Source organism: Arenimonas sp. (assembly GCF_044348765.1).
Classification (GTDB): Bacteria; Pseudomonadota; Gammaproteobacteria; order Xanthomonadales; family Xanthomonadaceae; genus Arenimonas.
The window spans coordinates 13,365-26,116 of sequence record NZ_JBIKSE010000003.1; the positions used below are offsets into that span (position 1 = coordinate 13,365).

A 12,752-nucleotide genomic window follows, 5' to 3' on the forward strand; every position below is an offset into this window, starting at 1 on the left:
ATGGCACTGACCGGACTCGGCGAGGACCTGGACGCCCTGCGTGACAGCGTCAGGCGGTTTGCAGAAACCGAAATCGTACCGCGTGCGGCCGATATCGACCGCGATAACCTGTTTCCGGCCGACCTCTGGCGCAAAATGGGCGACATGGGCCTGCTCGGCATTACCGTCGGCGATGCCTACGGCGGCTCCGGAATGGGCTACCTCGCCCACCTGGTGGCGATGGAGGAAATCTCCCGCGCTTCCGGTTCGGTCGGCCTCAGCTACGGTGCCCATTCCAACCTGTGCGTGCAGAACCTGTATTTGAACGGCACCGATGCGCAACGCACGCATTACCTGCCGAAGCTGTGCAGCGGCGAATGGGTCGGCGCTCTGGCCATGAGCGAACCCGGTGCCGGCTCGGATGTGGTCGGGGCCATGGCCTGCCGTGCCGAACTGAAACACGGCACATGGATCGCCAATGGCAACAAGATGTGGATTACCAACGGCCCTGAGGCCGATGTACTGATCGTGTACATGCGCACGGCCGGCAAAGAGGCCGGCAGCCGCTGCATGACCGCTTTTCTGGTGGAGAAAGGCATGCCGGGTTTCAGCACCGCCCAGAAACTCGACAAGCTCGGGATGCGCGGTTCCAACACCTGTGAATTGGTATTCGAGAACTGTGTGATTCCGGCTGAAAACATCCTCGGCAGCGTCCATGAAGGCGTCAAGGTGCTGATGAGCGGTCTGAACACCGAGCGCTTGGTGCTCTCGGGCGGCCCGATCGGTCTGATGCAGGCCGCGCTGGATCTGACCCTGCCCTACGTGCGCGAGCGCCGCCAGTTCGATGCCGCCATCGGCAGTTTCGGCATCATGCAGGCCAAGATCGCCGATATGTACACGGCCTTGCAATCCTCGCGCGCCTTCGCCTACGCCGTGGCCCGTGCATACGATGCCGGCGAGCGTTCACGCGTGGATGCCGCCAGCTGTCTGCTGCATGCCAGCGAATCGGCGGTGCAGGTCGCCCTGGAATGCATCCAGTCGCTCGGCGGCAACGGCTACATCAATGACTACGATGCCGGTCGTATCCTGCGCGATGCCAAGCTGTATGCCATCGGTGCCGGCACCAACGAAATCCGCCGCATGCTGATCGGACGTGAACTGTTCGACGGCCGGCAATAACCGCGAAAAGGAAACTCGCATGAACTCGATCGTCATAGTCGGCGCCAAACGTACCGCCCTCGGCGCCCTGCTGGGCCAATTCACCGGCGTGCCCAGCCCGCAGCTCGGAGCCACCGCAATCAAGGCCGCTCTGGAGCAGGCCGGTGTCGGCGGCGATAACGTCAATGAAGTCCTGATGGGCTGCGTACTGCCGGCCGGTTTGGGTCAGGCGCCTGCCCGCCAGGCTGCCATTGCGGCCGGCGTGGCCTTGCTGGCCGGCGCGACCACATTGAACAAAGTGTGTGGCTCCGGCATGAAGGCCGTGATGTTCGGGCACGATCTGATCAAGGCCGGTTCGGCCGATGTCGTGGTTGCCGGCGGCATGGAGTCGATGACCAACGCCCCGCATCTGCTGATGGGTTCACGCACCGGCATCCGCTACGGCAGCGCAGAAATGCTCGACCATATGGCCTGGGATGGCCTGACCAATCCTTACGACAAGCAATCCATGGGGGTGTTCGGCGAGCTGTGCGTGGCCAAATACGGCTTCACCCGTGAACAGCAGGATGCTTTCGCTGCCGAATCGGTGCGCCGCGCCCTGAACGCCCAGCAAAGCGGCGCCTTCGATGCCGAGATAGTGCCGGTCACGGTTTCCGGCCGCAAAGGCGAAATGCAGATTGCAAGCGATGAACAGCCCGGAAAATGTAATATTGAAAAAATCCCGACACTGCGCGCCGCATTCAAGAAAGACGGCACCATCACCGCCGCCAGCTCTTCCAGCATCAATGACGGTGCCGCAGCTCTGGTACTTTGCTCGGAACAGTACGCTACCGCCAAGAATCTGAAACCATTGGCACGGATTGTCGCGCAAGCCTCCTTTGCCCAGGCTCCGGAATGGTTCACCACCGCGCCGGTCGGTGCCATCCAGTCGGTTCTGGCCAAAGCCGGTTGGTCGGTGATGGATGTCGATCTGTTCGAAATCAATGAGGCCTTCGCAACCGTGGCAATGGCCCCAATCCACGAACTAGGCATCCCCCATGAAAAGGTCAACATCAATGGGGGGGCCTGCGCACTCGGCCATCCCATCGGGGCATCTGGGGCTCGGATTCTGGTGACCCTGATTTATGCCCTGCAGGCCCGGGGTCTGCAAAAAGGTGTTGCAAGCCTTTGTATTGGTGGGGGCGAGGCCACAGCCGTGGCCATCGAACTGGTCTAACTGAACATTTATTTTACTTTTTACTCACAAATACTTGACTATTTGAAAAATACTGGCATGATTAGTTCTACGTGCGTGATAACGCACGTTTTTTTAATCAAATTCAATATTGAAACTTTGAGGAAATACCCATGTCCCTGAACAAAACCATCATTGCTCTGGCCTTCGCACTGGCTCTGACCGCCTGCTCGAAGCAAGAAGAAGCCGCTGCTGACGCCACCGCCGAAGCCGCTGCCGCCACCGAAGCCGCTGTTGACGCCACCGCTGACGCCGCCACCGCCGTTGCTGCTGATGCCGCTGCCCCGGTTGTTGACGCTGCTGCTGACGCCACTGCCGCTGCTGCTGACGCCACTGCTGCCGCTGCTGACGCCACTGCTGAAGCTGCTGCCGCTACCGAAGCTGCTGCTGAAGAAGTCAAGAAGTAATAGTCGCTCTGCGATTATTGAAAAAACCGCCGGCAACGGCGGTTTTTTTTTGGGTAGACTAAGTAAAAGAGGTGCAAACCCTGCATGCCGAAACTGACCAGCAACATCGATACCGGCTCTGATGAATATGCCGCCAACCATGCGGCCATGATGGAACAACGGGGCGCCCTGAATGCACGTCTGGCTGCCGTGGCCCTGGGCGGCGGTGAAGCAGCCTGCGCCAAACACACGGCCCGCGGCAAGTTGCTGCCAAGGGAGCGCATTGATGCCCTGCTCGATCCGGGCAGTCCTTTCCTTGAACTTTCGGCGCTGGCCGCCGACGGCCAATACGATGGCCAAGCTCCATCGGCCGGAATCATCACCGGTATCGGTCGTGTGCATGGCCTGGAAGTGGTGATCGTGGCCAATGATGCGACGGTCAAGGGTGGCACCTATTTTCCGATGACGGTCAAGAAACATCTTCGCGCGCAGGAAATCGCTCTCGAAAATCATCTCCCATGCATCTATCTGGTGGATTCTGGCGGCGCCTTTTTACCGTTACAGGATGAAGTATTCCCCGACCGCGAACACTTTGGCCGGATTTTCTACAATCAGGCGCGCATGAGTGCGCGCAACATTCCGCAGATCGCGGTTGTGATGGGATCGTGCACGGCCGGGGGGGCTTATGTGCCCGCCATGTGCGATGAAAGCATCATCGTACGCGGACAAGGCACCATCTTTCTCGGCGGACCACCGCTGGTGAAAGCCGCCACCGGTGAAATCGTGGATGCCGAAAGCCTGGGCGGGGCCGAAGTGCATACCGGCATTTCCGGCGTGGCCGATCACCTCGCTGAAAACGACGAGCACGCACTGGCGATTGCCCGTAGTATCGTGGCCAACTTCAATCGACGCAAACCCGAAGTGCTGGCATTGAAAGCACCATTAGAACCGGCCTATCCCGCTGAACAGCTGTATGGCATCGTTCCCAAGGACGCACGTCGTCCCTTTGATGTCCGTGAAATCATTGCCCGCCTGGTCGATGGGTCCGAGTTCCAGGAATTCAAAGCGCGCTACGGAAAAACACTGATTACCGGCTTCGCCAACCTGCACGGGTTTCCGGTCGGCATCGTCGCCAATAATGGCATTCTGTTTCCGGAAAGCGCACTCAAGGGCGCGCATTTCATCGAGCTGTGCAACCAACGCAACATCCCCTTGGTATTCCTTCAGAACATCACCGGTTTCATGGTCGGCCGGAAATACGAACAGGCCGGAATCGCCAAAGACGGCGCCAAGATGGTCACCGCCGTCGCCTGTTCGCATGTACCCAAATTCACCATCCTGATCGGCGGCAGTTTCGGCGCCGGCAATTATGCGATGTGTGGTCGCGCCTACGGGGCCCGCTTTCTCTGGTCGTGGCCGAATGCACGTATTTCGGTCATGGGCGGCGAGCAAGCTGCTTCAGTGCTGGCAACGGTCAAACGCGATGGCATTGAGGCCAAAGGTGAGACCTGGAGCGCGGAAGACGAAACCGCCTTCAAGGATCCCATCCGCGAACAATACGAACGTCAGGGCCACCCGTTCTACGCCAGCAGCCGGCTCTGGGATGACGGTGTGATCGACCCTGTGGATACGCGCCGTGTACTGGCATTGGCACTTTCGGCTTCACTGAATGCGCCGATTGAACGCAGTCCGACCGCCGTCTATCGGATGTAGACAAAACGGATGGTGGCATAACTTCAGGATTTGAATATCGGCATGCTTCTGGTCATTCACCGATACTGAATCGGCTCGGCGCTCATGCCGTATCCGGGTAAGTGCTTAAAGAACCAGGCTCTCCGGCCTAAATCTCAGGCGCAGTTCCGGCAGGAACTGCAATGGCTCTGGCATCCCTGCGGAATCGCCACGGCAGGACGCAGGAATCGTCCCAACCGGCGGCTCCATGACGCCTTCCGGATTTCAAAGAAATAGCTCACTTTGGCCTGCCACTGCCACATCGACTGCGATGCGTACTTCTGCATCAAGCGCATTAGACACCACAGCACCACCGCGTAAACCAGCAGCCATTGCAGGATATCGTTCATGCCAGCGCCGATGCTGTCTGGTACACCAGGAAGGCAAACAGATAGGCCAGTCCGAACAGATAGATCACCGCAAACGCGGTATGTTTCCAGGAGTTGGTTTCACGCTTGATGGTGGCGATGGTTGAAATGCACTGCGGGGCGAAGACATACCAGGTCAGTACCGAAAGCGCGGTCGCCAGACTCCACTGCGCGGCCAGGATGCTTCCCAGCTGGTTGATGCCCGCCGCGTCGCTAGAGACGGCGTAGACGGTGGCCAGCCCGGAGACCGCCACCTCGCGTGCGGCCATGCCGGGAATCAGGGCGAGCACGATTTGCCAGTTGAATCCGATCGGGGCGAAAAGCGGTGCCAGCGCATGTCCGATGCGGCCGGCAAAGCTGTAATCGATGGCCGGTCCGGTAAAACCCTCGGGCGGGCTCGGGAAACTGGACAGAAACCACAGGAGCACAGTCAGGCTGAGGATGATGCCGCCGACTCGGTGCAGGAAAATGCGCATGCGGTCCCACAGACCAATCGCCAGATCACGCAGATTGGGCATCCGGTAGGACGGCAGCTCCAGCAGCAGGGCATGCTCGGATTTGCGCAGGCTGAGCATTTTCATCACCCAGGCGACCGCGAAAACGCTGATGATACCGAATAGGTAAAGCGCGAACAGCACCAGCCCCTGAAGATTGAACAATCCAGCCACTTGGGTTTCAGGAATGAAGGCACCGATCAGCAGCGTATAGACCGGCAAGCGCGCCGAACAGGTGGTCAAAGGCGCCACCATGATGGTTGCCAAGCGATCACGCGGATCTTGGATGGAACGCGTGGCCATGATACCGGGAATGGCACAGGCATAACTCGACAGCAAGGGGATAAAGGAACGGCCGGTCAAACCACTAAGGAACATGATGCGGTCGAGAAGGAAGGCAGCACGGGGCAGATAGCCGGTCTCTTCCAGCGCCAGAATGAAAGCGAACAGAATCAGAATCTGAGGAAGGAACTCCAGCACGGTGCCGAGACCGGCAAAGATGCCGTCCTGGATCAGGCTCAGGAGTATGCCCTGTGGGATGAGATTTCCGATAGCACCAGACATCCAAGCAATAATGGATGAAATACCATCTTGAAAAGGCCCAGCCCAGGCATACACGGCCTGGAACATGAAAAACAGGAGCGTGAAAAGCACGACGGGGCCGATGACGGGATGCAGCAACCAGCGGTCCAGGCGGTCATCGGTCCGCGAAGTAACACGGGGCATGCCAACGCAGTCGGCCAAAATACGTCGCACTTGTTGATGGCTGTCAACATCGGATGCGCTGTTCCATTCCAGTGGCGGCAATTCGAAAGCATCCCCGATCAGCGCCGCTTTGAGGGCATCGGCACCATGCGAAGCAACAGCAACCGTGGGCACCACCGGAACGCCGAGCGCTGCCGCCAGTGCCGGCACATCAATCGTGATACCACGCTTATGGGCGGCATCCATCATGTTCAATGCCACCAGCATCGGCTTGCCAAGCGCCTTCAGCTCCAGCACGAAGCGCAGGTGCAGGCGCAGATTGGTGGCATCAACGACACAGATGAGCACATCGGGCTGGAACCCATACGTACCGCTGCCCATGCAGATTTCCCGGGTGATTTCCTCATCGGGACTGGCCGCTTTAAGGCTATAGGCGCCAGGAAGATCGAGGATACGGACCTGGCACTGGTCAAGAAAGAACCGGCCTTCCTTGCGTTCGACGGTAACGCCGGCATAATTGGCGACCTTCTGACGGCTTCCGGTTAACAGATTGAACAGCGCGGTCTTGCCGCAGTTCGGGTTACCGACTAATGCGACATTCAATGTCTTCATGACGCCACCGTAATCTGGATTCGAACGGCTTCAGAGGCACGCAGCGCAAACCGGGTGAATCCGACCTGCACCAAAATGGGATCGCCACCGAACGGCGCCAAGGCGATGCAATGAACGGCTTCGCCCGGGACAAACCCGAGATCCAGAAGGCGCATGGCAATAGCATCGCCCTCGCCTTGCGGCGTCACCGCCTGCACATGGGCCTCCTGTCCGACGGCCAATTGGCTCAAATTCATGCCAGATATCCAAATGGGAATTATTCTCATTATAGCGTTAAGTTGTGAAAATGCTGTTGATTCCAGTCAAGACCGCCGTGAAATTCAGCTGGTCTTCACAAGTCACCCCCGCATAGGTACGCTGAAGCCTCCCTCGCTTTAAAAGACTGCCGCCCATGAACCCCATTCGCCGTCATTTTCTGCAATCCGGTGCCGTCCTTGCTGCCGGGCTGTTCATCGCGCCTGAGCAGCTCTCTGCCACGACCCGTAACCAGGTCCGTATCGGACTGATCGGTGTTGGGCTGCGTGGCCAGAACCATCTGGAGCTAGCCCTAGCCCGGGACGACGTCGATGTGATTGCACTGTGTGATACCGATGCCGGCATGCTGCGTGACAGCATCGCCATGGTGACCGCCTCCGGAAAGAAAATGCCGGAAATCGTGACGGGCGACCCGCACGCGTACCGGAAGCTACTCGACCGCCGAGATCTGGATGCCGTGGTGATTTCCACGCCCTGGGAATGGCACAGGCCGATGATTGTCGATGCCTTGGAACGCGGTATCCGCTATGTCGGCACCGAAGTCGTGCTCGGTCTGACCTTGCAGGACCACTGGGATGTGGTTAGGGCTGCCGAAAAGTATGGCGCACAGGTCATGATGCTGGAAAACGTCTGTTACCGGCGCGATGTAATCGCTGTCCTCAACATGGTCCGACACGGCCTGTTCGGCGATTTGCTGCATCTGCAGGGCGGCTACCAACACGACCTACGCGGCGTGAAATTCAATGACGGCAAAACACCCTACGACAGTGGCGCAGAGTTCGGCGACAAAGGCTACTCGGAGGCCCGTTGGCGCACCCAGCATTCCATCGACCGCAATGGCGACCTTTACCCGACTCATGGCATAGGACCAATTGCGATGATGACTGACATCAACCGCGGCAACCGCTTCACACGTCTGAGCTCATATGCCACCCGCGCCCAGGGACTGCAGGATTTTGTGCTTGCCAAGGGCGGCAAAGACCATCCTAATGCCGCGATCCGCTTCAAACTCGGCGATGTGGTGACTACCCAGATTGCCTGTGCCAACGGCGAGACGGTACTGCTGCAGCACGACACCTCCCTGCCCCGCCCGTACTCGCTTGGGTTCCGCGTCCAAGGCAGCAAAGGCTTATGGATGGACATCAACCAGTCCCTGCACATCGAAGGCATCAGTCCGCGTCATAAATGGGAACCGGCCGCGGCCTGGCTGGAGAAATTCGACCATCCGCTTTGGAAGAAATACGCCACCGATGCCGATGGCGCCGGTCATGGCGGCATGGATTTCTTCGTACTACACGCCTTCATCGAAAGCGCCAAGCGTGGCATCGCAACGCCTCAGGATGTCTACGATGCAGCGGCCTGGAGCGCGATCACACCGCTCAGTGAACAGTCGATTGCCGAGGACAATCGCAGTGTGGATTTTCCGGATTTCACCGATGGCGCCTGGCAGACACGCAAAAACACTTTTGCACGGACTGATGCATTCTAAAAGAGGTCTCATACACCAGACTAACGGGATATCCGTTATCATTTCCTTTTTGGAATCAGTAGCCCATGTCCGATACCGTCCTGCTTGAACGTCGCGGCACGCTCGCGACACTGACTCTAAACCGGCCTTCCAGCCACAATGCGTTCGATGCAGGCCTGATTTCGGATCTGGATGAAGCCTTGGCCGAAATCGAGGCTACCGGGGCACGCTGCCTGGTGGTGACCGGAGCCGGCGGCACGTTCTCGGCGGGAGCCGATCTGAACTGGATGCGCGAGATGGCGCAGGCTCCGGAAAACGAGAATTTCGAGGATGCCATGGCACTGGCACGCTGCCTGCGCCGTTTGGACAATCTGCCGATACCGGTGCTGGCACGCGTCAACGGCTCGGCCTACGGCGGCGGTGTCGGCCTGCTAGCCTGCTGCGATATCGCCATTGGCGTCGATACCGCCAAATTCACCCTGAGCGAGGTCAAGCTCGGTCTGGTTCCGGCGGTAATCTCGCCCTATGTCATTGCCGCCATCGGCGCACGCCATGCCCGCCGTTACTTCCTGTCGGCTGAAATCTTCGATGCCACACAAGCCCTGCACATCGGCCTGTTGCATGAAGCCGTTCCGGCAGCGCAACTGGATGCCAGCATCGACCGGATCGTACACTGGATTGGCAAAGCCGGACCGAAAGCCATCGCCGTCGCCAAACAGCTGATTCGGGAGTACACCCCTGCCGATACGGCTCTGCAGATGGAGAACCAGGACAAAGCAAACGCCGAACTGATTGCACGACTGCGGGTCAGCGCCGAGGGTCAGGAAGGCCTGAGTGCGTTTCTTGATAAGCGGCCAAGCGGCTGGATTGAACAATGAAAGCGGCGTCCATCCATGTGAGTCCGCCTCATTCCGAGGGCATAATCAATGCTGTCCTCAAAATGTGTGCCGGCAGCATCCCCTTCATGACCACTTCGATGATTGGGACAATGAATGAGTCTGTTTGATAAAATTCTCGTTGCCAATCGTGGGGAAATCGCGTGCCGGGTCATGCGGACCTGCAAGCAGCTTGGCATCGCTACCGTTGCCGTCTATTCCGAGGCCGACCGATATGCCGAGCATGTCCGCATGGCTGATGAGTCGGTAGGCATCGGTCCGCCGGAAGCTTCTTCCAGTTATTTGAATAAGCAGGCAGTACTCGATGCCGCCTTGAGCAGCGGCTGCAAAGCCGTCCATCCGGGTTACGGCTTCCTGTCCGAGAACGCCGAGTTCGCCGAAATGGTGGAGTCCGCCGGGCTGGTGTTCATCGGCCCGAAAGCCATCAGCATGCGGGCGATGGGATCGAAAGCCGGTGCCAAAGCCCTTATGGCCGCCCACGGCGTGCCGGTCGTGCCCGGTTACGGCGGCGAGGACCAGGACCCGGCGCATCTGCAACGTGAAGCCGATGCCGTCGGCTATCCGTTGATGATCAAGGCCGCCCATGGTGGTGGCGGCAAAGGCATGCGCATCGTGCATGAGCCGTCGGCCTTCGCGGCGGCGCTCGAATCCTGCCAACGCGAAGCACGCAACGCCTTCGGAAAGGACCGGGTGCTACTCGAGCGCTACATCGAAAAACCGCGCCATATCGAGTTCCAGATCTTTGCCGACAGCCATGGCAATACTATCCATCTCGGCGAACGTGAATGCTCGGCCCAGCGACGCTTCCAAAAAATCATCGAAGAATCCCCATCTCCCTTTCTGGATGCCACACGGCGCGCACGCATGGCCGAGGCGGCCGTGGCTGCAGCACGCGCCGTGGATTACCGCAATGCCGGTACCGTCGAGTTTATCGTTGCACAGAACGGTGAGTTCTTCTTCATGGAAATCAACTCCCGTCTGCAGGTCGAACATCCAGTCACGGAAATGGTCACCGGACTCGACTTGGTGCAATGGCAGCTGGAAGTTGCTGCCGGATGCCCGCTTCCATTGTTGCAGGATGCCATACGGCATCAAGGTCATGCGCTTGAGGTCCGCTTATATGCAGAAAATCCGGATATGAATTTCATGCCGGGCAGTGGTCCTATCCTACAGCTTCATCTCCCTGAAACCGGCGCATCGGTGCGCATTGATGCCGGTTTCCGCCAAGGCGACCACGTCGGTGTTTTCTATGACCCGATGCTGGCCAAGCTGATTGTCCATGCCGACAGCCGGGAAGCCGCTCTTCACCGCATGCAGAATGCCCTGGCTGGCTGCCAGATCTTCGGTTTGCCGAGCAATATCGGGTTTCTCGAAGATCTGGTCGCACATCCATCCGTGCAGCAAGGCGATATCGACACCGGCTTTCTGGACCGGAATCTCGATGCCGTGCTGAAAAAACCGGAAAATCTTCCGGACTGGCACCACGCCGCTGCAGCCTATTTCAGCCTAAAAGCCGCCGAGCTTACTTTATCCGCTGCTGCCGATGATCCATGGTCTCAGCGTGATTTCTGGCGGATACACGGCCGAGGCATGTTCCGAATCGCACTGAGACATCATGCGGATTTCGAACTTTTCCGTGTCCGCTTGCTTGGCGACCTACTGACCGTAACCGCGAGCGGCAACAGGCTTGAAGCGCGGATTCGGAACGGATGCAGGGAGTCGGTATCGCTGGATATGAATGGTCGGCACCATGATCTGCATTGCTTCCGTTTTGACAATGCATTGGTAGTCCACGACGGTCGGCGCAGGTCGCACTGGCAGGTCAGGGTTCCCGGAAGCGATGCCGGCGAGGGCCTAAACCATTCTGACGGATTCATCCGTGCTCCGATGCCCGGAAAGCTGGTCGTGCTGAAGGTGCAGTCCGGCCAGTCAATACAGGCCGGCGACGAACTGGCGGTCATGGAAGCTATGAAAATGGAACTCAGTATCAAAGCTCCCGGCAAAGGGAGCATTACCGGCGTTCTTGCCGAAGCCGGTCGCGTACTCAATGCTGATGCCGAAATCTTCAGCTGGGAGCCCGCACATGACTGACTCCGTCCGCATCGTCGAAGTATCCGCGCGTGACGGCCTGCAGAACGAGCCGGGATTCGTTGCCACGGCTGATAAATACGAATTGATCCGACGTCTGGCGGACTGTGGTTTGCAGACCATCGAGGCAACCAGCTTCGTGAGCCCGAACTGGGTACCGCAGCTGGCCGATGCCGAAACTCTGTTTGCCCTGCTTCCGAAAGACGATGGCCGCCGCTATCCGGTGTTGGTTCCGAACCTGAAAGGCTACGAACGCGCCGTCGCCTGCGGCGTCCGCGAAGTAGCGGTGTTTGCAGCGGCCTCGGAAGCCTTCAGCATGCGCAACATCAATGCCAGCATCGATGAAAGCATCGCGCGCTTCCAGCCCGTGCTCGAGCGTGCCATGGAGGATGGCATCGCCGTGCGCGGCTATATCTCGACCGTACTCGGCTGCCCTTACCAGGGTGCGGTCGACACCGCCGATGTGGTACGTCTGGCCAGAACCCTGAAGGAGATGGGCTGTTACGAAATCTCGCTGGGCGACACCATCGGTATCGGTACCGCCCATGCCGCGCGTGCCCTAATAAAGGCGGTGTCCAACGAAATTCCGATGGAATCGATTGCCGTACATTTTCATGACACCTACGGGCAGGCATTGGCCAATGTCTATGCGTGTCTGGAAATCGGAATACGTACCATCGACGCATCGGTCTCCGGCACCGGTGGCTGCCCGTATGCGCAGGGTGCCAGCGGCAACCTGGCCACCGAGGACCTGGTGTATGCCCTGCATGGCATGGGCTTTGCCACCGGCGTGGATTTGGCTAAACTCGTCGACACCGGCGCCTGGCTGAGCCGACTGCTCGACCGGCCGAGCGCCAGTAAAGTCAACCGGGCCCTGCATCATGAAAAACCGTAATTGGAAAATCCGTTCAATCACAGCGCACGATGATTCACGCGTGGCTTACATCATCCGTAGCGTGATGCCGGAATTCGGTGCTGACGGAGACGGCTTCGCCATTCACGATGCCGAAGTGGACTGGATGAGCAAAGCCTACAATGCCCCGCGCAGCGCCTACTATGTGGTCGAACTGGAAGGCCAGGTCCTAGGTGGTGGCGGTATCGCGCCACTGGAAGGCGCCACTAATCCACGGATCTGCGAGTTACGCAAGATGTACTTTCTACCGGCACTGCGTGGCCTGGGCGCAGGTCAGGCGCTTCTGGATACCTGTCTGGCCAAGGCACGCGATTACGGCTTCGAACTGTGCTACCTGGAAACCGTGGTCGGCATGGACAGCGCCATGGCGCTGTATCAAAAAGCCGGCTTCCGTTCGCTTGATAAACCAATGGGCGATACCGGTCACGGCGGCTGCAACCGGTTCTTTTCGAAAAGCCTGTAAAT

General features: G+C 58.8%; 12 protein-coding genes. 9 read left to right on the plus strand and 3 right to left on the minus strand.

The genetic code is table 11. The features are described from left to right. The 4 genes from ACIQ0Q_RS01100 to ACIQ0Q_RS01115 all read left to right on the plus strand — a co-directional run bounded on the left by ACIQ0Q_RS01100 (position 1) and on the right by ACIQ0Q_RS01115 (position 4,470). Positions 1-1,158, plus strand: a complete 1,158-nt coding sequence (locus tag ACIQ0Q_RS01100; RefSeq protein WP_395771101.1) for an isovaleryl-CoA dehydrogenase — start codon at positions 1-3, stop codon at positions 1,156-1,158. Between the two features lie 19 nt (positions 1,159-1,177). Then, positions 1,178-2,353 carry a thiolase family protein gene (locus tag ACIQ0Q_RS01105; protein WP_395771102.1) on the plus strand — a complete coding sequence of 392 codons (1,176 nt, stop codon included), beginning with the start codon at positions 1,178-1,180 and terminating at the stop codon, positions 2,351-2,353. A 131-nt stretch (positions 2,354-2,484) separates the two neighbouring features. Then, complete coding sequence (locus ACIQ0Q_RS01110) at positions 2,485-2,778, plus strand: hypothetical protein (RefSeq protein ID WP_395771103.1); 294 nt, start codon at positions 2,485-2,487, stop codon at positions 2,776-2,778. 84 nt (positions 2,779-2,862) lie between these two features. Next, entirely contained in the window at positions 2,863-4,470 is a 1,608-nt protein-coding gene (locus ACIQ0Q_RS01115; protein ID WP_395771104.1) for a carboxyl transferase domain-containing protein, read from the plus strand. Between the two features lie 134 nt (positions 4,471-4,604). Here the strand turns inward: ACIQ0Q_RS01115 and ACIQ0Q_RS01120 are convergent, their stop codons facing one another. The 3 genes from ACIQ0Q_RS01120 to ACIQ0Q_RS01130 are packed head-to-tail and all read right to left on the minus strand — an operon-like array spanning position 4,605 to position 6,903. Next, positions 4,605-4,838 carry a DUF6587 family protein gene (locus tag ACIQ0Q_RS01120; RefSeq protein ID WP_395771105.1) on the minus strand — a complete coding sequence of 78 codons (234 nt, stop codon included), beginning with the start codon at positions 4,836-4,838 and terminating at the stop codon, positions 4,605-4,607. Continuing rightward, a complete protein-coding gene (locus ACIQ0Q_RS01125; protein ID WP_395771106.1) occupies positions 4,835-6,667 on the minus strand; it encodes a ferrous iron transporter B in 1,833 nt (610 codons plus the stop codon). Before ACIQ0Q_RS01125 ends, ACIQ0Q_RS01120 begins: the two co-directional genes overlap by 4 nt. Continuing rightward, positions 6,664-6,903: a ferrous iron transport protein A gene (locus ACIQ0Q_RS01130; RefSeq protein WP_395771107.1), complete on the minus strand. Its 240-nt coding sequence runs from the start codon at positions 6,901-6,903 to the stop codon at positions 6,664-6,666. The genes ACIQ0Q_RS01125 and ACIQ0Q_RS01130 overlap by 4 nt, the downstream gene beginning before the upstream one ends. 155 nt (positions 6,904-7,058) lie before the next feature. On the opposite strand from ACIQ0Q_RS01130, the gene ACIQ0Q_RS01135 reads away from it, so the two are divergent. The 5 genes from ACIQ0Q_RS01135 to ACIQ0Q_RS01155 all read left to right on the plus strand — a co-directional run bounded on the left by ACIQ0Q_RS01135 (position 7,059) and on the right by ACIQ0Q_RS01155 (position 12,750). After that, a complete protein-coding gene (locus ACIQ0Q_RS01135; RefSeq protein WP_395771108.1) occupies positions 7,059-8,411 on the plus strand; it encodes a Gfo/Idh/MocA family protein in 1,353 nt (450 codons plus the stop codon). A 65-nt stretch (positions 8,412-8,476) separates the two neighbouring features. After that, positions 8,477-9,268: an enoyl-CoA hydratase-related protein gene (locus tag ACIQ0Q_RS01140; protein WP_395771109.1), complete on the plus strand. Its 792-nt coding sequence runs from the start codon at positions 8,477-8,479 to the stop codon at positions 9,266-9,268. 114 nt (positions 9,269-9,382) lie between these two features. After that, positions 9,383-11,377: an acetyl/propionyl/methylcrotonyl-CoA carboxylase subunit alpha gene (locus ACIQ0Q_RS01145; RefSeq protein WP_395771110.1), complete on the plus strand. Its 1,995-nt coding sequence runs from the start codon at positions 9,383-9,385 to the stop codon at positions 11,375-11,377. Continuing rightward, complete coding sequence (locus ACIQ0Q_RS01150) at positions 11,370-12,269, plus strand: hydroxymethylglutaryl-CoA lyase (RefSeq protein WP_395771111.1); 900 nt, start codon at positions 11,370-11,372, stop codon at positions 12,267-12,269. Before ACIQ0Q_RS01145 ends, ACIQ0Q_RS01150 begins: the two co-directional genes overlap by 8 nt. Beyond that, positions 12,256-12,750, plus strand: coding sequence for a GNAT family N-acetyltransferase (locus tag ACIQ0Q_RS01155; RefSeq protein WP_395771112.1), 495 nt, complete (start codon positions 12,256-12,258; stop codon positions 12,748-12,750). The genes ACIQ0Q_RS01150 and ACIQ0Q_RS01155 overlap by 14 nt, the downstream gene beginning before the upstream one ends. Positions 12,751-12,752: the final 2 nt, after the last annotated feature.